At 67.3% G+C, this 20,193-nt stretch carries 13 protein-coding genes, 5 tRNA genes and 3 rRNA genes; 20 read left to right on the top strand and 1 reads right to left on the bottom strand.

Annotation, left to right across the window (positions count from 1 at the left end; genetic code table 11):
* The 5 genes from VGT06_05880 to rrf all read left to right on the top strand — a co-directional run.
* A 16S ribosomal RNA gene (locus VGT06_05880) occupies window positions 1-732 on the top strand; the annotation flags it as partial.
* Window positions 733-872: 140 nt separating this feature from the next.
* Window positions 873-949 (top strand) — tRNA-Ile (locus VGT06_05875).
* Between the two features lie 56 nt (window positions 950-1,005).
* Window positions 1,006-1,081: transfer RNA gene (locus VGT06_05870), tRNA-Ala, on the top strand.
* Window positions 1,082-1,234: 153 nt separating this feature from the next.
* Window positions 1,235-5,157, top strand: a 23S ribosomal RNA gene (locus tag VGT06_05865).
* Window positions 5,158-5,212: 55 nt separating this feature from the next.
* Window positions 5,213-5,329, top strand: a 5S ribosomal RNA gene (gene rrf, locus VGT06_05860).
* A gap of 66 nt (window positions 5,330-5,395) precedes the next feature.
* On the opposite strand, the gene VGT06_05855 is transcribed toward rrf, so the two are convergent.
* Window positions 5,396-5,980 (bottom strand): DUF2585 domain-containing protein, encoded by a 585-nt coding sequence (locus tag VGT06_05855; protein HEV8662651.1) that lies wholly within the window; start codon window positions 5,978-5,980, stop codon window positions 5,396-5,398.
* A 268-nt stretch (window positions 5,981-6,248) separates the two neighbouring features.
* On the opposite strand from VGT06_05855, the gene VGT06_05850 reads away from it, so the two are divergent.
* From VGT06_05850 to VGT06_05780, 15 genes are all read left to right on the top strand, one after another.
* Complete coding sequence (locus tag VGT06_05850; protein HEV8662650.1) at window positions 6,249-7,274, top strand: hypothetical protein; 1,026 nt, start codon at window positions 6,249-6,251, stop codon at window positions 7,272-7,274.
* Between the two features lie 261 nt (window positions 7,275-7,535).
* Window positions 7,536-9,038 carry an N-acetylmuramoyl-L-alanine amidase gene (locus tag VGT06_05845; GenBank protein HEV8662649.1) on the top strand — a complete coding sequence of 501 codons (1,503 nt, stop codon included), beginning with the start codon at window positions 7,536-7,538 and terminating at the stop codon, window positions 9,036-9,038.
* Between the two features lie 7 nt (window positions 9,039-9,045).
* Window positions 9,046-9,636 (top strand): GerMN domain-containing protein, encoded by a 591-nt coding sequence (locus VGT06_05840; protein HEV8662648.1) that lies wholly within the window; start codon window positions 9,046-9,048, stop codon window positions 9,634-9,636.
* A 16-nt stretch (window positions 9,637-9,652) separates the two neighbouring features.
* Window positions 9,653-10,414, top strand: coding sequence for a ribonuclease PH (rph, locus tag VGT06_05835; protein ID HEV8662647.1), 762 nt, complete (start codon window positions 9,653-9,655; stop codon window positions 10,412-10,414).
* A 1-nt stretch (window position 10,415) separates the two neighbouring features.
* Window positions 10,416-11,039: a non-canonical purine NTP pyrophosphatase gene (locus VGT06_05830; protein HEV8662646.1), complete on the top strand. Its 624-nt coding sequence runs from the start codon at window positions 10,416-10,418 to the stop codon at window positions 11,037-11,039.
* Window positions 11,040-11,052: 13 nt separating this feature from the next.
* Window positions 11,053-11,129, top strand: a tRNA-Pro gene (locus tag VGT06_05825).
* A gap of 45 nt (window positions 11,130-11,174) precedes the next feature.
* A tRNA-Arg gene (locus VGT06_05820) sits at window positions 11,175-11,252 on the top strand.
* 88 nt (window positions 11,253-11,340) lie between these two features.
* A tRNA-His gene (locus VGT06_05815) sits at window positions 11,341-11,417 on the top strand.
* Between the two features lie 219 nt (window positions 11,418-11,636).
* Window positions 11,637-14,336: a HAMP domain-containing sensor histidine kinase gene (locus VGT06_05810; protein HEV8662645.1), complete on the top strand. Its 2,700-nt coding sequence runs from the start codon at window positions 11,637-11,639 to the stop codon at window positions 14,334-14,336.
* Between the two features lie 3 nt (window positions 14,337-14,339).
* The gene (locus tag VGT06_05805; protein HEV8662644.1) at window positions 14,340-14,741 is read left to right on the top strand and encodes a response regulator; all 402 of its coding nucleotides are present in this window, start codon (window positions 14,340-14,342) and stop codon (window positions 14,739-14,741) included.
* On the top strand, window positions 14,734-15,750 hold the full coding sequence (locus VGT06_05800; GenBank protein ID HEV8662643.1) for an HD domain-containing phosphohydrolase: 1,017 nt from the start codon (window positions 14,734-14,736) through the stop codon (window positions 15,748-15,750). Before VGT06_05805 ends, VGT06_05800 begins: the two co-directional genes overlap by 8 nt.
* Window positions 15,747-16,550 carry a PilZ domain-containing protein gene (locus tag VGT06_05795; GenBank protein ID HEV8662642.1) on the top strand — a complete coding sequence of 268 codons (804 nt, stop codon included), beginning with the start codon at window positions 15,747-15,749 and terminating at the stop codon, window positions 16,548-16,550. Before VGT06_05800 ends, VGT06_05795 begins: the two co-directional genes overlap by 4 nt.
* A gap of 339 nt (window positions 16,551-16,889) precedes the next feature.
* Window positions 16,890-18,371 (top strand): FAD-linked oxidase C-terminal domain-containing protein, encoded by a 1,482-nt coding sequence (locus VGT06_05790; GenBank protein HEV8662641.1) that lies wholly within the window; start codon window positions 16,890-16,892, stop codon window positions 18,369-18,371.
* Between the two features lie 224 nt (window positions 18,372-18,595).
* Window positions 18,596-19,942: an FAD-binding oxidoreductase gene (locus VGT06_05785; GenBank protein ID HEV8662640.1), complete on the top strand. Its 1,347-nt coding sequence runs from the start codon at window positions 18,596-18,598 to the stop codon at window positions 19,940-19,942.
* 1 nt (window position 19,943) lies between these two features.
* A partial coding sequence (locus VGT06_05780) for a 4Fe-4S dicluster domain-containing protein (protein HEV8662639.1) occupies window positions 19,944-20,193 on the top strand: 250 nt, incomplete at its 3' end.

Raw genomic sequence — 20,193 nt, 5'->3', positions numbered from 1 at the left:
CAATGGGCACTAGGTGTGGGAGGTATCGACCCCTTCCGTGCCGCAGCTAACGCATTAAGTGCCCCGCCTGGGGAGTACGGCCGCAAGGTTGAAACTCAAAGGAATTGACGGGGGCCCGCACAAGCGGTGGAGCATGTGGTTTAATTCGACGCAACGCGAAGAACCTTACCAGGGCTTGACATCCCCGGAACCCCTCCGAAAGGAGGGGGTGCCCGCAAGGGAGCCGGGAGACAGGTGGTGCATGGCTGTCGTCAGCTCGTGTCGTGAGATGTTGGGTTAAGTCCCGCAACGAGCGCAACCCTCGCCCTTTGTTGCCAGCAGGTCACGCTGGGCACTCTAAGGGAACTGCCGGCGTCAAGCCGGAGGAAGGTGGGGACGACGTCAAGTCATCATGCCCCTTACGCCCTGGGCTACACACGTGCTACAATGGCCGGCACAGAGGGATGCGAGACCGCGAGGTGGAGCTAACCCCAAAAAGCCGGTCTAAGTTCAGATTGCAGGCTGCAACTCGCCTGCATGAAGGAGGAATCGCTAGTAATCGCGCATCAGCACGGCGCGGTGAATACGTTCCCGGGCCTTGTACACACCGCCCGTCACACCACGAAAGCCGGTTGTACTCGAAGTCGCTGGGCCAACCCGCAAGGGAGGCAGGCGCCGAAGGTATGATCGGTGATTGGGGTGAAGTCGTAACAAGGTAGCCGTATCGGAAGGTGCGGCTGGATCACCTCCTTTCTAAGGAGCTCGCGGGGGCCGATGAGGACCCCGAGAGAATTCCAGGTCGATCGGCCCTAGGCTGGTAACGCGATATTGTTTCCCTTCGGCTGCCTCCGGTCTACCGGCCGGGGGTAGCCGTCGTGTTTCTGTTCCCCCTCGGGCCTTTAGCTCAGTTGGTTAGAGCGCACGCTTGATAAGCGTGAGGTCTCTGGTTCGAAGCCAGAAAGGCCCACCACCTGAGGGCGGAGGGCGGTCCCCGGACGGGACGGCCGCCGCCGCCGAGCTCTCCGTGGGGATGTAGCTCAGTCGGGAGAGCACCTGCTTTGCAAGCAGGGGGTCGGCGGTTCGACTCCGCTCATCTCCACCAGGGCCGCTGGAGCCGGGGGGGAAGGGTTCCGGCGGGGAAATCCCGCAGGCTCTTTGACAAGTGAATAGCGTTGGTGGTGAACCAGGACACCGACCTCTTCGTGGGTGCGGCCGGGGACGCTGGTTTCTGTCCGCACCTTCCTGAGGGAAGTGGGGTCAAGCTACTAAGGGCATACGGTGGATGCCTTGGCACCAGCAGGCGATGAAGGGCGTGGTAAGCTGCGATAAGCCCCGGGAAGCCGCAAACAGGCGTTGATCCGGGGATGCCCGAATGGGGAAACCCGGCCGGAGTCGTGTCCGGTCATCCCGGCCTGAATTCATAGGGTCGGGAGGCAAACCAGGGGAACTGAAACATCTCAGTACCCTGAGGAAAAGAAAGCAACCGCGATTCCCCCAGTAGCGGCGAGCGAAAAGGGAACAGCCCAAACCGGCGGCACGTGACAGCCCGTGCGCGTTGTGCCGTCGGGGTCGTGGGATCCAGCCTGGCGCTGGTACGGCAGCGCCGGGGAGTCAGAAACCGCTCTCCTAACCGAACAGTCTGGAAAGGCTGGCCGCAGCAGGTGACAGCCCTGTAGGGTAAAGGAGAGCGGCTCCCCGCGCTGGACACCCAAGTACCACGGGACACGTGGAATCCTGTGGGAATTCGGGGGGACCACCCTCCAAGGCTAAAGACTCGCTGGTGACCGATAGCGCACAAGTACCGCGAGGGAAAGGTGAAAAGCACCCCTGTGAGGGGAGTGAAATAGTACCTGAAACCGTATGCCTACAAGCAGTGGAAGGGCTATGCCCCGCAAGGGGAATGCCTGACCGCGTGCCTTTTGCATAATGAGCCGGCGAGTTACTCTGTGCAGCAAGGTTAAGCCGTGAGGCGGAGCCGGAGCGAAAGCGAGTCCGAATAGGGCGTTTAGTTGCACGGAGTAGACCCGAAGCCAGGTGAGCTACCCCTGGTCAGGCTGAAGCGGAGGTAATACTCCGTGGAGGGCCGAACCGGTGTTGGTTGAAAACAGCTCGGATGAACTGGGGGTAGGAGTGAAAGGCCTATCAAACCTGGAAATAGCTGGTTCTCCCCGAAATAGCTTTAGGGCTAGCCTCGCGAGATCGCTGACGGCGGTAGAGCACTGGATGAGCTAAGGCCCTTACCCGGGTGCTGACCTCAACCAAACTCCGAATGCCGTCAATGCGCATCGCGGGAGTCAGACTGTGGGGGCTAAGCTCCATGGTCGAGAGGGAAACAGCCCAGACCGCCAGCTAAGGTCCCGAAATCCCGGCTAAGTGGGAAAGGATGTGAGAGCGCTCAGACAACCAGGAGGTTGGCTTAGAGGCAGCCATCCTTTAAAGAGTGCGTAACAGCTCACTGGTCAAGTGCGCTCGCGCCGACAATTCAACGGGGCTCAAGCCGGGTACCGAAGCTGCGGGATCTCCTGCAAGGGGGATCGGTAGGGGAGCGTTCTGTATGGGGTGAAGGCGGACCGCAAGGACCGCTGGACCGTACAGAAGTGATTCTGCCGGCCTAAGTAGCGAGAAGCCGGGTGAAAATCCCGGCCGCCGGAAGTCTAAGGTTTCCTGAGGAAGGCTAATCCGCTCAGGGTTAGTCGGTACCTAAGCCGAGGCCGACAGGCGTAGGCGAAGGGCAACGGGTTAATATTCCCGTACCACCGGGCGGCGCCAAAGACGCGATGGGGAGACGCAGGAGGGTAGGTCAGCCCGCGATCGGACGTGCGGGTCTAAGCCGGTAGGAGGGTCCCGTAGGCAAATCCGCGGGGCCGCTACCTCCGAGAGGTGATGGGGAGCCCTGCTTCGGCAGGGCGAACTGGCTGAGCCCATGCTGCCAAGAAAATCCTCTAGCGAGCCGCCAGGTGACCGTACCGCAAACCGACACAGGTAGACGGGGAGAGTATCCCAAGGCGCTCGAGAGAACACTCGCCAAGGAACTCGGCAAAATGACCCCGTAACTTCGGGAGAAGGGGTACCACACCAGCGTGAGGGGGTTCGCCCTCCAAAGCGCTGGGAGGTCGCAGAGAAACAGGCCAAGCGACTGTTTACTAAAAACACAGGTGGGTGCTAAGCCGTAAGGCGCCGTATACCCACTGACACCTGCCCGGTGCCGGAAGGTTAACAGGAGGGGTCATCCCGCAAGGGAGAAGCCCTGAATCGAAGCCCCGGTAAACGGCGGCCGTAATCACGTTGCGGCTCTGGAGCGGTGACGCTCCAGAGGAAACTCGGCTATATGCTGGAAACCCCGTGAATCCGGCGCTACTGGCCGCGAGGTCAGTGACAATGCGTCCGGTGCGGACAATCAGCAGGAAAGGCCGGGGCGAAGTCAGCCTCGGAATCCTCAGAGACCATACGCCGAGCTCCCAAGGAGTAGAATTGGGATGAAGATATGGTCCACCCCTTATGGCGACATAGGGACAAGGTGAACTATAACGGTCCTAAGGTTCGATCGCGAGCCCACGCTGCCAGTAATGTCAGCGAACGCATCCGGCTATATGCTGGAAACTCTGGTGTATCCGGCGGTACTCATGACATGAGTGACAATCCGACCGGTGCAGACAACCAGCAGGAAAGGCTGAGCGCCGATTGGGTTGTCGGTTTCGTCGACGGAGAGGGGTGTTTCTTCGTTGGCGTGAATCGGCAGCCCACGATGAGGGTCGGCTGGCAAGTCCTTCCGGAGTTCCGCGTGGTTCAGCACGAGAGGGACGTAGCGATCTTGGAGCGACTCCGCGAGTTCTTTGGTTGCGGTCAGATCACCACGAACCATGGTGATCGTAAGGAACTCCGCATCCGGGGGCTGAAGGAGTTAGGAAAGGTCGTTGCGTTCTTCAGGGAGCATCCGTTGCGGACGGTGAAGCGGTCGAGTTTCGATCGCCTTGCCGAGGTGATTGCGATGATGGAACATGGTGATCACCTGACGACGGAGGGTCTTGAACGGATCAGGCAATTAGCCAGTCGAATGAATCGCGGCGCTCAGAATCCTCAGAGGCCATACGCCGGACCTCCGGTCTCCTCGGCCGGAGGATGATATGGTCCGAGCTGCGCGGCGACGCGCAGAGGTGAGCGGAACCGAAACGACTCACCCGTTCCCATCCGGGACGTAACACGACTGAGCGAAATTCCTTGTCGGGTAAGTTCCGACCTGCACGAATGGTGTAACGACTTGGCCGCTGTCTCGGCGAGTGGCTCGGTGAAATTGAAGTCCCGGTGAAGATGCCGGGTACCCGCGGCTAGACGGAAAGACCCCGTGAACCTTTACTGTAGCCTGACATTGGATCTTGGTGCGGTATGTGCAGGATAGGTGGGAGGCGATGAAACAGGGGCGTCAGTCCCTGCGGAGCCAACCTTGAGATACCACCCTTGCTGCTCTGGGATTCTAACTCAGGCCTGTGATCCAGGTCGGGGACAAGGTCAGGTGGGCAGTTTGACTGGGGCGGTCGCCTCCTAAAGCGTAACGGAGGCTCCCAAAGGTCCCCTCAGCACGGTCGGCAATCGTGCGTTGAGTGTAAAGGCATAAGGGGGCTTAACTGCGAGACCCACAAGTCAAGCAGGTGCGAAAGCAGGGCTTAGTGATCCGGCGGTTCCGCGTGGAAGGGCCGTCGCTCAAAGGATAAAAGGTACTCCGGGGATAACAGGCTTATCTCCCCCAAGAGTCCACATCGACGGGGAGGTTTGGCACCTCGATGTCGGCTCATCGCATCCTGGGGCTGAAGCAGGTCCCAAGGGTTGGGCTGTTCGCCCATTAAAGCGGTACGCGAGCTGGGTTTAGAACGTCGTGAGACAGTTCGGTCCCTATCTGCCGTGGGCGCAGGAGACTTGAGAGGATCTGCCCTTAGTACGAGAGGACCGGGGTGGACGAACCTCTAGTGTTCCGGCTGTCCCGCCAGGGGCAGCGCCGGGTAGCTATGTTCGGCAGGGATAAACGCTGAAAGCATCTAAGCGTGAAGCCCACCTCAAGATGAGGTCTCCCGTGGCGCAAGCCACCTGAAGACCCCCGGAAGACGACCGGGTTGATAGGCCGCAAGTGTACGCCCAGGAATGGGCTCAGCTGAGCGGTACTAATCGGTCGTGCGGCTTGACCCCATTTTTCCCTCGCGAGGTCGGTCCTACCCACCAACGCTATTCCCTTGGTCCCATTCCCGGTGACCATGGCGGAGGGGAAACACCCGTTCCCATCCCGAACACGGAAGTTAAGCCCTCCTGCGCCGATGGTACTGCCTGGGCAACTGGGTGGGAGAGTAGGTCGTTGCCGGGATAATTAATACCGAACGCCCGGGTCGAAAGGCCCGGGCGTTCCTGCGTTCAGGTCGCCTTCCGGGGCCTACCCGCCGAGCTGCCACGTTCTGATGGCTTCAAACGGGTGGATGAGCATGAGGATATTGAGGGCGAGGTTGTCCCGGATCCAGTAGCCGACGAAGCCCTCGAGCGCTGCCGTGAGCGCGATGGTGGCCCACACCGGGAGCCGCGCGGCGAGCGCAAACCCGAGCCCCATTGCGAGGACGTCGCCCATCGAGTTGATGACGCTGTCGCCGTAGTAGCCGAGCGAGATCGTCACCGCGCGGTACCGGTTGAGGATGAACTCGGTGTTCTCGAAGGTTTCCCAGGACGCCTCGGCGATGACGGCGATCACCGCGCGCAGACCCATCGGCAGCCCCCGCGCCAACCGCCACAAAATCCAGTAGAACCCGAACCCGTGGATGATGTGCGAGAAGGTATACCAGTCCGAGATGTGCTGTGAGTTCTCAGGACTCGAGACAAGGCCGTGCCAGAGCTTCACGTACCCGCACTCGCACCAGGGCACCCGGCCCATCCCGAGCAGGATGAGCGCGAGAGCCGCGATGAGTCCGGTCCCGATAAGCAGGTATGTCCGGAACGAACCCCGCAGCGCAGGCAATAGAAACGGCATGCTCCAACCCCCCGACCCACCACCGCCCGGAGGACGACCTCCAGCCCTCCCACGGTAGGCTCACGCTACGGGGCGAATGAAGAGCCTGTCAAGGCGAAAACCGGTCCCCATCTGTGGTTGGCGAGGAGACTTGCGGGGATCTGCCCTCCATACGAGAGGACGGGGTGGACAGGTTGGCTCCGGTGGGCTAGCCTGAATCGGTAGACCCCGATCCGGGGCGTTTCCGGCCGTCGCCGGCGTTTCACCCCTCTGACGAAGGGTAGCGCCCGTGCAGCAGACGCTTCGTCTTCCCATCGGCCTCCTGGACGAGCACCCGCACTGGTCCGACCGGTTGATCACCGAGCTCCGGCGGCGCGATCTTCCCTTCGAGAAAATCGATGTCAGTAATCATGCCTTCTCCCCGGCCGACCGGGGGGCCCGGTTTTCCGTCCTCGTCAACCGGGTGAGCCCGTCCGCCCACACCCGAGGACATGCCAGCAGCCTGTTCTACGCCCACCAGGTGCTCACCTACTTCGAAGAGATTGGGACGCCCATTATCAACCCGGCAGCCTCCTACCGGTACGAGGCCTCGAAGGCCGCGCAGGCGTTGCTCATGGAGCGCCTCGGTCTCCCGTACCCGCGATGTGCGGTCCTGAACCAGCCCGGGCGGGTCCTCGATCTGCTCCCAGCGTTCCGGTTCCCGGTGGTTCTCAAGCCGAACGTCGGAGGGAGTGGGGCCGGGATCATCCGGTTCGACCGGCCCGAGGCACTCGAGGAGGCGGTAAAGCACAACGCCCTCGCCCTGGGGCCGGACGGGACCGCCCTCCTCCAGGAGTACCTGGAGAGCGAAGACGGGAGCATCGTCCGGGTCGAGGTGCTGGGGGGCGAGTTCCTCTACGCGATCCGGATCACCACGGACCCGATGGCCGGATTCAACCTCTGCCCGGCCGATCTCTGCCAGGTGGAGGCCGCGGCGCCGGCCGCCGCGGGGGCATGTCCCGCAGAGATCAGCCCCGCGCTGGCCCGACGGGTGGAGAGGTTCGATCCGCCGGCTTCGGTCATCTCGGACGTGCTGCGGCTTACCCGGGAGGCGCAGATCGACGTCGGGGGCGTGGAGTACCTGCGCTACAAGGGGGACGGGCAGATCTACTACTATGATATGAACGCCCTGTCCAACTTCGTGGCCGACGCGCCTCTGCTCCTCGGCTTCGATCCGACCCGCCGGTTCGCCGACTTCATCGTGGCGGTGGCGACCGGGGCGGTCGAGCCGGTGAGCCGCTCGGCCGGCCGGCAGGGGGTGCCCCCCCACCGGTAGGCGGGCGACCCACTCTGTCGGGGGGATGGCGTGCCCCGGGGCGGCCAGATGGCGCCCTGGGGATTTTTTTCGCCGGGGTTCGGGGACCCGCAGAGATGCTCTTGACTTCCCCCGGGGGGGTATGCTAATCATCAGCCCCGTTGTCATGGAGGGTTAGCTATCAGACAGCAGAGACCACTTGAAGTTTGCCGCGCCGGAGGCCTCCTCCTCGGAGCTCTGGCGCTTCTCCTTGTTCCGAGTGGGCAAACCCTTGCGGCCTCCGTGGAAGTGCTGTACGGAGACCGCTGGAAGGCGATCCCGACTGAGGTCCTCCGGGGCAAGGAGTACGTGCCTCTCGACGAGGTGGCGGCCGTCACGGAGGGGAGCATCCAGCGGGCGAACGGTCGGTTCCTGCTGCGCCTCGCGAAGGGGGTCCTGGGCCTGACGGAGAACGTCTCCCGCGTCCAGGTGGGCAACCGGGAGGTCGGCCTGGCTGCGCCACCCGTCCTCCGGGCGGGGCAGCTCTGGGTCCCGCTGGAGGTGCTGACCATTGCGATGGGGGAGCGGTACGGAGAGGAACGGGTCTTCTGGGACGATGTCCGGCGCATCCTCTGGGTGGGGAGCACCGAGCACACGCTCCGGCTGGTGCGCCACCGGACCTATCCTGAGTACACGCGGATCGTCTGGGAGACCGCCCGTCCCCTGGAGTTCGTCCTGCGGGAGGATGAGACGAGGACCCTCACCCTGGAAGTGACGGGGGGAATCCTCCCGCCGGCCCTCCTGCGCCCCCTGCCCATCCACGACGGCTTGGTCCGGGGCGTGGAGGCGAGCCAGGCGGAGGGGGTGGCCCGCTTCGTGGTCCAGACGGAGCCGGGCCGCGGCTTCACGCGGGCCTTCGCCCTGAAGAACCCGGACCGGATCGTCCTCGACCTGTACCGGGGAAAGGCGGTGCCGAGCGGCCCGGCGGCGGGGCCGCCGCCCACGGCCGCCGCCCCTTCGGTCCCGGCCGCGCCCCTCCCCACCGCTCCGCCCGGCACTGGTCCTCCCCCTCCCGCGGCCCCCTCCCCCGCAGGGATCCGGACCATCGTGATTGACCCTGGCCACGGCGGCCGGGACCCGGGGGCAATCGGCTCCGGGGGCCTCAGGGAGAAGGACGTCGTCCTCGACATCGCCCTGCGGCTGGAGAAGCTGATCAAGAGCCGCCTGGGCCTCGCGGTCATCCTCACCCGTCGGGAGGACGTCTTCATTTCCCTGGAGGAGCGGACGGCCATCGCCAACCGTGCGAAGGCCGATTTCTTTCTGAGTATCCACGTGAACGCTGCCCCGAAGAGCCGGGCCATCGGCTTCGAGACCTACTTCCTGAGTAAGGAGCCCTCCGATAGCGATGCGCGAGCCTCTGCGATCCGGGAGAACGTGCCGCTGACCGAAGAGGGCCTGGCCGGGAAGGGGCAGGACTCGGTGAAGGCCATCCTCTGGGACATGGCCTACGCGCTCTACACCCGGGAATCCGCGGCGCTGGCGGGCATGATGCTGGAAGAGCTGGACAAGATCCTCAACGTGAACAACCGGGGCGTGAAGTCCGGTCCCTTCTTCGTCCTCATGGGGGCGGCCATGCCCTCCGCGTTGGTGGAGGTGGCTTTCATCAGCAACGCCCAGGAGGAACGGAAGCTCCAGGGGGAGTCCTACAGGCAGCGCGTGGCCGAGGCTCTCCTGCAGGGCATCGTGAAGTTCCGCACCCGCTACGAGAAGCGGCTGGGCATCGGCCCGGCTGCCCCGGCAGGCTAGGACCCCCATGGATCTCCGCCGCTGGCTTCCCGCCGCAGCCGTGGCCGCTGGCGGCCTGCTCCTCATCGGCCTGGGGATCCTCCTGGGGCGCGTGACCGTCCCCTCCGACATTCCTCGCGAGCCTCTCCCTCCTCCCGTTGCCATCCCGGCGCCGGCCACCCCCGGGGAGGCCGGCCGGAAGGTCCGGCTCTTCTTCGCCGATGCCGAGACGACGGCCCTGCGGGAAGAGTCGCGGCAGCTCCCGGAGGGGGTGACCGCCGTGGAAGACGCGAGGCGCCTCTTGGATGAGCTCATCCGGGGGCCCGGCGGGACGCTGGCCCCCACCATCCCGGAGGGGGCGCGGGTCCGCCAGGTGTACATCGATGGGGAGGGGACCGCTTACGTGGACTTCACGCGGGAGTTCCAGGCGAATCATCCCGGGGGAACGGCGGGGGAACTCTTGACAATCTACTCCATCGTCGATACCCTCGCCTCTAATCTCGAGCAGGTCAAGCGCGTGCAGCTCCTCGTGGAGGGGGCAGAGATCACCACGCTCGCCGGGCACATCGATGCCCGCCGCCCCTTCGTCCCCCGTTACACCTTCGAGTCCGCCCGCTGAGACCCGGGAGGGATGTGTGCGGCTCGACGGCCGCAAGCCGAACGAGATGCGCCCGGTGAAGATCACCCGGGGCGTCCTGAAGTACGCGGAAGGGTCGACCCTCATCGAGGTCGGGGAGACCCGCGTCCTCTGCAGCGCCTCGGTGGAGGATCGCGTGCCCCAGTTCCTCCGGGAGACGGGGCAAGGCTGGGTCACCGCCGAGTACGGCATGCTCCCCCGGGCCACGCAGAGCCGGACCCCGCGGGAGAGCACGGCGGGGCGGCCCAGCGGCCGGACCCAGGAGATCCAGCGCCTCATCGGCCGCTCCCTTCGGGCCGTCACGGATCTCGCCGGCCTCGGCGAGCGGACGCTCTGGGTCGACTGTGATGTCCTGCAGGCGGACGGGGGGACCCGGACCGCGGCGATCACGGGAGCCTTTGTGGCCCTGGCCGACGCGCTGCACCACCTGCGGGAGGAGGGGGCCGTGACCCGATCCCTCCTGAAGGACTTCGTCGGCGCCGTGAGCGTCGGCCTGGTGGAGGGGGAGGTCCTCCTGGATCTGTCCTACGCCGAGGACTCCATCGCCCAGGTGGACATGAACGTGGTGCTGACCGGAGCGGGGAAGTTCGTGGAGGTCCAGGGGACGGCCGAGGAGACGCCGTTCGATCGGGCCGTCCTGGATCAGATGCTGGCCCTGGCCGGCGCGGGTATCCGGGAGCTGATCCTGCTGCAGCAAAAGTTGGTCGGGGACCGGTTGCCTGGCCGGATGCCGCTTGACAAGAGGCAGGCTGGTTCCTAGAATGGTGCTCGTTCTCGCGACCGCGAACAGGCATAAAATTCGCGAGTTAGAGACACTCCTGGGGGATCTGCCCTTCCAGTTGTGTCCCCTGCCGGCCGCGGCGTCAGATCCCCCACTGCCCGAGCCCGGCCCGACGCTTGCAGCAAATGCCGAGGCTAAGGCGCTGGCGGCGGCCGCCCGCACCGGCTACCTGGCGCTGGCCGATGATTCGGGGTTGGAGGTGGATCCCCTCGGGGGAGAGCCGGGGCTGCGGTCCTCCCGGTTTCTCGGAGAGGGAGCCACGGACGCCGAACGGACGGGCGCGATCCTGGCGGCCCTCCGGACCTACCCGTGGCACGGGCGGACGGCCCGCTTCCGCTGCGCCGTCGCGGTGGCGGATGCGACCGGTCGGGTGCTGTGCCGGAGCGAGGGGGTCCTGGAGGGGGTCATCGCCTTCGAGGCGCGCGGGACGGGCGGGTTCGGGTACGACCCCATCTTCTTCGTGCCGGAGCTCTCCCAGACCCTGGCGGAGGCGGGCCCAGCCGTGAAGAACCGGATCAGCCACCGGGCACAGGCCCTGCTGGCCTGCCGCCCCATCCTGGCAGCGCTGGCGGCCGGGTCGGCGACGGAGGCCCTCCCCCGGTAGGAGCTGGCCGAGTCGGGGTGTGGCGCAGCCTGGCAGCGCACCTGCCTTGGGCGCAGGGGGTCAGCGGTTCAAATCCGCTCACCCCGACCAGGATCGGGGACCGGCGGGGGCAGGTCCCGCGTAGGAACGGAACGCGCGCCTGTAGCTCAGCCCGGACAGAGCAACGGCCTCCGGAGCCGTGTGTCAGAGGTTCAAATCCTCTCAGGCGCACCACGGGTGCTCTCCCGGGAGATCCCGGGGAGAGAAGAGAATGGTCCGAGCGGGCCGCCCCGGGGCTGCGGCCCCTCAGCCGGCCGTCATGGTGAGCGTAGCTCAACTGGTCAGAGCACTGGACTGTGGCTCCAGGGGTTGAGGGTTCGAGTCCCTCCGTTCACCCCACCGAAGAGGTCGGGCTCGCCACAGGGCCGGACATAAAGGAGTCGGGGGCCGGGAAGGCGCGGGAGGGCGGGCCGGGTGCTGGCCTCCCCATGGGGGCGCCGGGGACCGGCCCGAAGTGGCGGGCGAGGGGCGAGGGGCTTACGTGACGGCGCGAGAGCGGACGTAATCCCCTCGTGTTATTTTCGGGGGCCGGGGACCCCGGCTTCCGGGAGGGTGGCCATGGAACCGGCAGCGGGGCGGGCGCGAAAGGGCCTGTCGCTGCAGGATAAGCTGAAGATCGGCTTCGGCCTTCTGCTGCTCCTTGCCCTCGCCAACGGCGTTTTCAGTTTCACCCAGATCCGCAGCATCTTCCAGCGGACCGACTACCTGGCCCGCAATGTGGTCCTGAAGCAGACCGCGGTGCAGCGGCTCCAGGCGGCCGCGAAGGCCTACGGAGCCGCGGTCACGGGCATCCGGGGGGGGCGGGAGGAGGTGGCCGAGCAGCGGGTCAAAGCGGCTCAGGAGGACCTGGACACGACGTTGGAGGAGCTCCGGGCCCTCACGGGGAGCCCCGAGGAGGGGCGGCTGGTGGCCGAGCTAACCGCCACGGCTGACGAGCTGCGCGCCTTGGGTTCGGAGGTCGTGCAGCTCCGCTTCCAGGAGGGGGAGACGTCCCGCGGCTACCAGACCCGGCTGGTGGATCTCACCCTGTTCATCGGGGAGAATATCCAGCGCCGGCTCAAGCCGGTCCTGGGGGATCCCCACCGGTATGAGCCCAACTTCCTGGAGCGGCTCCGAGCCCTGTTCTCCGGCCAGCAGGTCACCTCGGCCGACCTGACCCGCTACCAGTCCGCCTTCGAGATGCAGATGGCCCTGGCCGATATGGGCGCCGCGATGACCGCCTATCTGGCCCGACCCGAGCCGGCCTTCCAGGCCAAGTTCGGGGTGGCGGAGTCGGCCTTCGAGAAGGGCTTGGGCACCTACCGGGGGGGGACAGGCGGCCCGGAGGAGCAGATCATCGCCGGGCGGATCCAGCAGCGCTTCCGGGGACTGCGGGGCGCCCGGGAGCGGCTCCTCTTCCTCCAGCGGGAGCAGGAGGGTCGCCTGAACAGCTTCCGGGTGACCCTGAGCACCCTGACCGGACTCCTCGATCGCGTTCTGCCGGATACCATCGCCGCGGAGGTGCTGGGGGAGCTGGGGACGGTGAACCGGCGAGTCCAGGGCGTCTTGAACCTCGCCTTCCTCCTCCTGGGCGCGAGCCTCCTCATCGCCATGGCGGCCGGGATCGTCATCTACCGCAGCATCAGTAACCCGATCCGGGACCTCCTGGCGGCCACCAAGACGGTGGCGTCGGGGATCTTCCGCCGAATCCCGGTGGCCGGCGAGGATGAGGTGGGACAGCTCACCAAGGCCTTCAACGCCATGACCAACTCGCTGCGCCAGCGGGACATCCACCTCCGCGTCCAGCAGCTGCAGCTCCGGCGGGCCAACGTGCAGCTGGCCGAGGCCAATCTCCACAAGTCCGAGTTCCTCGCCAATATGTCCCACGAGCTCCGGACCCCCCTGCACGCCATCATGGGCTTCGCGGAGATGCTGCAGGAGCCGGCTTCCGGGTTCCTCACGACGGATCAGCGGGCGTACCTCGAGAACATCGCGATCAGCGGCCGGCACCTCCTGAGCCTCATCAATGAGGTGCTCGACCTCGCCAAGGTGGAATCCGGGCGGATCGAGCTGTACCCGGAGGCCTTCCCGATCGCCGATGCCCTGGAGGGCCTGCGGACCCTGGTGCGATCGCTGGCGGGCAAGAAGAACATCGGGATCCAGTTCCAGGTGGGGTCTGATCTGAGCACCTGCATCGCCGACCCCGGCCGCTTCAAGCAGATCATGTACAACCTCCTCTCCAACGCCATCAAGTTCACCCCGGCGGGGGGCGAGATTCGGGTTGCGGTGAGCTGGGCCAGCGAGGTCCGTCCGAGGGACTGCCTGGAGGTGGCGGTCACCGATACCGGGATCGGGATCCGGCGGGAGGACCAGGACCGGATCTTCGAAGAGTTCGTCCAGATCGACGGCAGCGGCCCGGCCGAGGGGACCGGTCTGGGCCTGGCCCTCACCCGGAAGTTCGTCGAGCTCCACGGCGGCCGGATCTGGGTGGAGAGCGAGGTCGGGCGGGGGAGCACCTTCCTCTTCCGCATCCCCCAGCCGCCTCGGCTCCTGACAGCGCCCTCGGCCGCGTTGCCGATCCCGGGCGCGGATGCGTCCCCTGCCCAGGCGCTCCCGCCGGCCGACCTGCAGGAGGGGGGTGCCCTGGTGCTGGGCGAGGAGGGAGCGGTCACCGCAGGCCTCCGGTCCGCGCTGCTCGCCGGGGGGTTCGACACGGCGCTGCTCGCCCCGCCGGCTGAGCTGGCCGATTTCGGACGTGAGGTGGGCCCGAGCCTCCTTGCCTGTCCCCCGTCGGTCTTCCGCTCGGACGGCCGACTGATCATGGCCGAACTCCGGAGCACGGCGGCGCTCCAGGAGGTCCCCCTCCTCATCCTCGAGGCCAATGGGGACGCGGCCGCCGCCAACCTCCGCACGGCTCTGGCCCTGCTGGGCGTCTTGCGCGGTCTGCCCGTGAGTGGCAACCCCCTCCGGCTCCTGGTCGCGGCCGATGATCCCGGCTTCGCCCAGGCGGTCCGGGCCTCCCTCTCCGGAGGCGCACACCTGGTGGTCGAGGCAGAGGAGGCGGACCTCGCGGCCGCGGCAGCTCGGGAGCGCCCCGACCTCCTGGTGGCGGACGTCACGGCGTCCGCCCTGGTGCTCCGCCTGGTCCAGCGCCTGGCGGGGGACACCCGGACCCAGGCCCTCCCCGTGCTCGTTCTCCCCCCGCTCTCCCTCTCCTCCGTGGGACCGCCGGCCGCGACCGGAGGCCCCGCGCTGGCCCTCCCGCCCACCAGGCGGTAGGTGATGAGCCCCACCCGCGTCCTCGTGGTGGAGGACAATCCGTTGCACCGCCGCCTCGCGGTCAATGCCCTGCGGGCCGTGGGGTACGAGGTCGTGGAGGCGGAGGGAGCTCTTCAGGCTCGGGTCTGGTTGGAGAAGAGCACTCCGGCTCTCATCATCCTGGACATCAGCCTCCCCGGCACCGATGGGGTCGCCCTCTGCAGAGAGCTGCGCGCAGACCGCCGGACTCGTGCGGTGCCGATCGTCGCGACGACCGCCCTGGCCATGAAGAGAGACCGCGAGCGGATCCTCCAGGCCGGCTTCGATGCCTACCTGGCCAAACCCTTCGCGCCCCGGGCCCTCCGGCAGGTGGTCGTGGACCTCCTGCGGGAGCGAGCCAACCCGACGGAGGCATCCCGTGGATAGGCCCGAGCCGGCCGGCCGCATCCTGGTGGTGGACGATAACCTGCAGGCCCGGGAGCTGCTCCGCGCGGCCCTGACAGCGGAGGGCTACGCCGTGACGCTGGCGGAGGGGGGGGAGGAGGCGCTGGCCAAGGTGGCTGAGGAGGTGCCGGAGCTGATCCTCCTGGACATCAACATGCCCGGGCTGAACGGCTATGAAGTCTGCGGCCGCTTGAAGGGGACCGAGGCCACCCGCCTCATCCCGATCATTTTCCTGACCTCCATGAGCGACCTGGAGGACAAGCTCCGGGGGATCGAGGTCGGGGCCGACGACTTCCTCACCAAGCCCTTCCGGAAGGTGGAGCTGCTCGCCCGGGTCAAGTCCCTGCTCCGGGTCAAGCGCCTGAACGACCGGCTCGAGAACGCCGAGAACGTCCTCTTTGCCCTGGCCAACGCCATCGAGGCAAAGGATCCCTACACGGAAGGACACATCTTCCGCGTCGCCACGCTGGCCCTCAAGCTCGGCCGGCGGCTCGGCCTCTCCGCGGAACACCAGGAGTCCCTCTGGAAGGGGGGGATCCTCCACGACATCGGGAAAATCGGCGTCCCCGACGCGATTCTGAACAAGGCCGGCCGCCTGAACCCGGAAGAGGTGGCCCAGATGCAGATCCACGCGGTCGTGGGAGAGCGCATCTGCCAGCCGCTCCGGTCCATCCGGTACCTCCTCCCCGTCATCCGGCATCACCACGAGAAGTTCAACGGGACCGGCTACCCCGATGGCCTCCGAGGGGAGGCGATCCCCATCACCGCCCGGATCGTCGGCATCGTGGACATGTACGACGCCCTCATCACCGACCGCCCCTATCGGCCCCGCCTCACCCGGGAGGAAGCCTTCGGGATCCTGCAGTCCGGAGCTGCTGACGGCACCCTGGATGCGGAGCTCGTGGGATCGTTCATCAGCATGATCCAGGAGGAGGAGGGGCTGGCGCCGGCCGGCGGGGCTGCCGCGCGGGCCGGCGGGGCTACCCCATGAGGGGCCGGTACGCCGACAAAACCGTCCTCCTGGTGGAGGAGACCCGCTTCTTCCGGGAGACCGTGGAGGAGGCGCTCAACCAGGCCGGCTTCCGGGTGCTCACCGCGACGACCGGCCCCGCCGGCCGCGCCCTCCTGGAGGCGGAGGGGCACCGGGTGGATCTCCTGGTGCTCGACCTGCACCTGAGTCCCGTGGATGGGTTCGATCTGCTCGAGCACCTCCGGCACCTCAAGTCCCCCCACCATCCCCCCATTCTCGCCATGCTCCTGGGCCTGGAGATCGAGGAGGCCATCCAGCAGCTCCGCGGGCTGGAGGCGGTCGGGGTGCAGGACAAGCGGGCGGCCTTTGCGCAGATCGTGTACCGGGTGGGGGGGTTGGTAAACCCCCGGGGAGTAACGGAGCGGGCCACGGTCCGCGTCCCCCTGGGGGTCCCGGTGAACTACACGGTGGGCCGCTGGCAGTCGCAGGGGATCATCTTCAATCTGAGCAAGACCGGCATGTTCCTCAGCACCGACCTGCCGGTCGAGGCCGGCCATCGGTTGCAGCTCCAGTTCATCCTGCCGGGCGTCCCCCGCCTCTTCGAGCTCTCCGGGGCCATCGTCTGGACCGCCGGCAGCTCCGGCGGCATGACCCCGAGCGGGATGGGGGTGCGGTTCCACGACGTGGACGGGGCGACCGAGGCCCAGCTTGCGGCCTTCGTCAAGCTGGAGGTCCAGCGACTGATGCCGCCCTCCCTCCCCCGCCAGCCCCTCCCCGAGGGGCGCCCCTCGGGCTCCGGCGATTCTCCTCGAGGGAGTTGACAGCCGGCAGCGTTTCGGCCTAGCATCCCCCAGCCCCGTACCCGTTGAGATTCCGGGTTGATTCCGACACGTCATCCTGTTCCTCGAATTCCTCGAACGCCCCTCCCATTGGCCGGGCGGCCGTGCCCTGGGGGGGGGTTGCGGTCGTTCCCGGGGCACCCCTTCCCACGCTGGAGAGATCGCTGGAGTCTTCGTGAGAGGTCCCGGGAAAGGTGCGGGGAGCGCCGCGGGGGCGGCGTGAATCCGGGCCGTTGACAGGGAGGGGGCGGGTCGGATAGCGTCGGACCCAACTGAGGCACGCGGGATCTGCGGCGGAGGAGCTGAGGGAAGGAGCGGGCCATGGAGCGGCAGCGGAAGGCCCAGCTGGCAGCGGCGCTCGGGGCCATCGTGGGGCAGGAGGGAGTCATCACGGAGGAGGATGAGCTCCGGGTCTACGAGTGCGACGGGCTCACCATCTTCAAGGCCCTCCCGGAGCTGGTCGTCCTTCCCCGGACCCGAGAACAGGTGGAGGCGGTCGTCCGGCTCTGCCACCGGGAGCGGGTCCCCTTCGTGGCGCGGGGGGCCGGCACGGGGCTTTCCGGGGGTGCCCTCGCGCTCGAGGGTGGGGTCCTGATCGGCCTGAACCGCATGAGCCACATCCTGGAGGTGGACGTTCCCAACCAGCGAGCCGTCGTGCAGCCCGGCATGGTGAACGTCTGGCTCACGAACAAGATCGCCGGGGACAACTTCTACTACGCCCCGGACCCGGCCAGTCAGACCGCCTGCAGCATTGGGGGGAACGTGGCGGAGAACTCCGGGGGCGTTCATACCCCGAAGTATGGAGTCACGACCAACCACGTGCTGGGGCTGGAGGTCGTCCTGCCGGACGGCGAGGTGGTCGAGTTCGGCGGCAAGGCGCTGGACCCGCCCGGCTACGACCTGACCGGGGTCTTCGTCGGCTCCGAGGGAACCTTCGGCATCTGCACGAAGATCATCGTGCGCATCCTGCGGAAGCCGGAGGCCACCAAGACCCTGATGGGCGTCTTCGAGGCCATCGACGACGCCAGCAGCACGGTGTCGGGGATCGTGGCGGCCGGCATCCTGCCCGCCTGTGTCGAGATGATGGACAATCTCAGCATCCAGGCGGTGGAGAAGGGGACTCGGGCCGGGTACCCCACCGACGCTGGCTCGGTCCTGCTGGTGGAGTTGGACGGGCCGCGGGCGGAGGTGGAGGCGCTGGTGGAGCCGGTGAGGAAGGTGATGCGGCAGAACAGGGTCCGGGAGATCCGGATCGCGAAGGACGACGCGGAGCGGCTCCTGCTCTGGAAGGGGCGCAAGGCGGCCTTCGCCGCCATGGGGCACATCAGCCCCGACTACTACGTCCAGGACGCCGTCATCCCCCGGACCAAGCTCCCGCAGATCCTCCATGAGATCGGGGTCTTCAGCCAGGAGTACGGCCTCCGGGTGGCGAACGTCTTCCACGCTGGGGATGGGAACCTCCACCCCCTCATCCTCTACGATGGCCGCAACGAAGGGGAGCTGCACAAGGCGGAAGAGATGGGCGCGAAGATCATGCGGCGCTGCATCGAGATGGGCGGGAGCATCACCGGGGAGCACGGGGTGGGGCGGGAGAAGCGGGACTACATGCCCCTCATGTACACCGAGGCCGACCTGGAGGCCATGCTGAAGGTCAAGCGGGCCTTCAACCCCGACGGCCTCCTGAACCCCGGGAAGATCTTCCCCACCTCCAAGAGCTGCGTCGAGGTCGGCGCCGCGGGTCGGGACGGGATCCGCTACCGGCCCCACCGGCTCGAAATGATGGGCATCGCGCAGCGGTTCTAACAGACACGAGATGAGTCGTGTGGCCCAGCGTCCGGGTGGAGCCGGCTGCCGCCCGCCGGCCCCCTAGCGGAGGGGGGACCCCTCGGCGCTGGGCCGAGGGGGGGAACCACGGGAGGGTTCCCCAGGGGGGTCGGGGGCCGGGGCGGCGCCGGCGTCAGGACCCGGACGCTGCCACGCTGATTCTGGCGTTTGTTACGGGCAGGGGGGGCACGGGAGGGGGAGCTATGGGGGATCCGGCGGGTCTGGCGAGACGCGCCCAGGAGATCGTGGGGGCCGAGCACGTGCGGACCGGCCCGGCGGCGGCCCCCTTCGCGGTGGATGGGCTCACCCCCGCTGTCGTGGCATCCCCCGGCAGCGAGGAGGAGGTGAGCCGGCTGCTGGCCGCGGCCCACGAGCTGGAGGCGGCAGTGGCGCCGTGGGGCGGCGGGACGAAGATGGGGCTCGGCGCCCCGCCGCGCCGGCTGGACCTGGCACTTTCCCTCGCCCGCCTGAACCGGGCGGTGGAGTACGAGCCGGCCGATATGACGGCGAGCTTCCAGGCCGGGATGACCCTGGCCGCGGTCCAGGCGCACCTGGGGGAGAAGGGGCAGTTCGTCGCCCTGGACCCCCCCCTCGCCAACCAGGCCACATTGGGGGGGATCCTGGCCGCCAACGCCAGCGGCCCCCGCCGCCTCCGGTACGGCACCGCCCGGGACCTGGTGATCGCCGTTCGGATCGTCCACGCCGACGGGACCGTGACGAAGGGCGGGGCCAAGGTGGTGAAGAACGTCACCGGCTACGACATGAACAAGCTCTACATCGGGTCCCTCGGAACCCTGGGGGTCCTGACGGAAGTCACCTTCCGCCTCTACCCCCTTCCGGCGGCGGAAGAGACCCAGCTGTGCGCCTTCCGGACCCCCGAGGCCGCGGGGGCGGCCGTCGCCGAGATCCTGGGGTCGCCTCTGGTGCCCCATGCGGTGGAGCTCCTGAGCGGCGGCGCCGCGGAGGTGGCAGCGCGGGCGGCGGGGGTCCCCTGGGCAGCCGGCCAGGTGGGGCTCGGCGTCATGATCGGCAGCGTGCCAGAGGCGGTCCGGGCGCAGCTCCACGACGTGGCCAGGTTTTGCCGAGGGGCAGGGAGCACCGCCGATCACTCGCTCACCAGCGCGGCTCATACCGCCTGCTGGGACGCGATCCGGGAGTTTCCGGGTCGCGGTGCCGCCCGGTCGCTGGTCCTGAAGGGAAGCGTGCCCCTGACCCGGGTCCCGGAACTGATGAGCCGGGGCGAGGGGTTGGCAGGGCAGCGGCACCTCGCCTGCCAGGCGGTGGCCGAGGCCGGCTCGGGAATCGTCCGGTTCTCCGTGGATGGGGCCGCCGCTCCGGCGGAGCGCGTCGCCGACTACGTGGAGACCGTCCGGGGCGTGGCGTCCGAGCTCGGGGGGCACCTGGTAGTGCTGGAAGCCCCCCTCCCGGTGAAGCAGCGGGTGGACGTGTGGGGACCGGTGGGAAAGGCCCTGCGCCTCATGCAGGGACTCAAGGCGCAGTTCGACCCGAAGGGGATCCTCAACCCGGGTCGCTTCGTAGGGGGAATCTGACATGGCTACCGCGGGGCCGGCCCCGACCGGGCGGAAATCGGCCTTCGACCTGCACGACTCGCCCGAGGTCGAGAAGTATCTGGACTGCGTGCACTGCGGCTTCTGCATGCCGACGTGCCCGACCTACCTGGTGTTGGGGACCGAGATGGACAACCCCCGGGGGCGGATCTACCTCATCCGGGCCGCCTCGGAGGGGCAGATCGGTCTCACGCCGAACTTCGTGAAGCACATGTACACCTGTCTCCTCTGCC

It is taken from the genome of Candidatus Methylomirabilis sp. (assembly GCA_036000645.1).
Classification (GTDB): domain Bacteria; phylum Methylomirabilota; class Methylomirabilia; order Methylomirabilales; family JACPAU01; genus JACPAU01.
This window is presented reverse-complemented; position numbering and strand designations above follow the sequence as displayed.